Source organism: Actinomycetospora sp. (assembly GCF_055612215.1).
In genome coordinates, this window is sequence record NZ_JBVPVA010000715.1 from 1 (window position 1) to 1467 (window position 1467).

Annotated in this window: 3 protein-coding genes; all 3 read left to right on the forward strand. The window is 74.6% G+C overall.

Going from position 1 to position 1467, the window contains the following annotated elements; genetic code table 11:
• Window positions 1-379: 379 nt before the first annotated feature.
• A complete protein-coding gene (locus AC0CYZ_RS19600) occupies window positions 380-874 on the forward strand; it encodes a VOC family protein (RefSeq protein WP_472218361.1) in 495 nt (164 codons plus the stop codon).
• Between the two features lie 28 nt (window positions 875-902).
• Complete coding sequence (locus AC0CYZ_RS19605; protein ID WP_472218362.1) at window positions 903-1091, forward strand: hypothetical protein; 189 nt, start codon at window positions 903-905, stop codon at window positions 1089-1091.
• The coding region (locus AC0CYZ_RS19610) for an FAD-dependent oxidoreductase (protein WP_472218364.1) at window positions 1088-1467 on the forward strand (380 nt) is incomplete at its 3' end. The genes AC0CYZ_RS19605 and AC0CYZ_RS19610, both read left to right, overlap by 4 nt.

The window sequence follows — 1467 nt, forward strand, 5'->3', positions numbered from 1 at the left end:
CCGGTCGCGGCGCCGCTGATCGCCTGGCTGCGCGAGACCGCCGACGCCCTCGAGGCACCTGGGCCCGGCGTGCCGACCTCCGCGGCCGCGGCCTCCGAACTCGCGTCGTCCGTTCTCGATGCCCGTCCCGCGCGTGCCGACCCGGAGGCCGGCGACACCGCCTGAGCGGGCACCCGGCCGGCTCGAGGGACCGGGTCGGGTCGTGGAGCCCGCGGCTGCCCACGACCGGCATGTCGGCCGAGCTCTGGGGGTGGGCCCACGTCGTCACCGCGTGCCGCTCGGCGGGCTCGTCGAATCGTCCACTCCGCTCCTTGGGTTCGGGTCCCGCGCGCCTTACTGGACGACTCACCCCCACCTCGTGCTCCCGGAGGGAACGCCCATGAGCAGCGTGCAGGTCAGCCCGAGCGACACCACGCAGGACCGGCGAACGGCGATGGCGCTGGAGGTCGTCGTCATCCCGGTCTCGGACGTGGACCGGGCGTTGGCCTTCTACGACGGCCGCCTGGGGTGGCGGCTCGACGCCGACGTCACCACCGGGCCGGACTTCCGGGTGGTGCAGCTGACCCCGCCGGGCTCGGCGTGCTCGATCATCTTCGGCAACGGGGTCACCTCCGCCGCACCGGGGTCCGTGCAAGGTCTGCACCTCGTCGTGGGCGACCTCGACGCCGCCCGCCGGGAGCTGGTCGAGCGCGGCGTGGCGGTCGGCGAGCCGTTCCACGACGCCGGCGGGGTGTTCCACCACGCAGGCGGTGACGCGCTGCAACGCGGGCCCGACCCGGCGGGGCGCAGCTACGGCTCGTTCGCCTCCTTCGACGACCCGGACGGCAACCGCTGGTTCCTCCAGGAGATCCAGGTCCGGCTCCCGGGCCGCTGACCGGCACCCTCGACGAACGGGGACAGACATGGACGTCACGACGCTGGCGGCGCTGCTGCGGGAGACCGAGGAGCGGCACGGTCGGTACGAGCCGATCGCGCCCGCTCATCAGTGGTCGGACCGGTACGCCGCCTTCATCGTCGCGCGCCAGGACGGCCTTGAGGCCGACTCCGCAGCGGACCGCGCCGGCCGGTACACCGAAGCGGTGCGCGCGTGAGCCGCGACTACGACGCGATCGTGCTGGGCGGCGGCTCCCCCGGTGAGCATTGCGCCGGTGAGCTCGCCGACGGCGGCCTCCGCGTCGCCCTGGTCGAGCGGGAGCTGGTCGGCGGCGAGTGCTCCTACTGGGCCTGCATCCCGTCGAAGACCCTGCTGCGCCCCGGGGAGGCCGTCCACGGCGCCCGGGAGGCCGCCGCGTCGGCCGGGATCGACGTGCTGGCGGCCCTGGCCTGGCGGGACTACATGGTCTCCGACCACACCGACACCGGCCAGGAGACCTACCTGGCCGGGAAGGGAATCGACCTGCTCCGCGGCACCGGCCGACTGGCCGGCACAGGAGTGGTCGAGGTCGACGGGGTGCGCCACACGGCCGA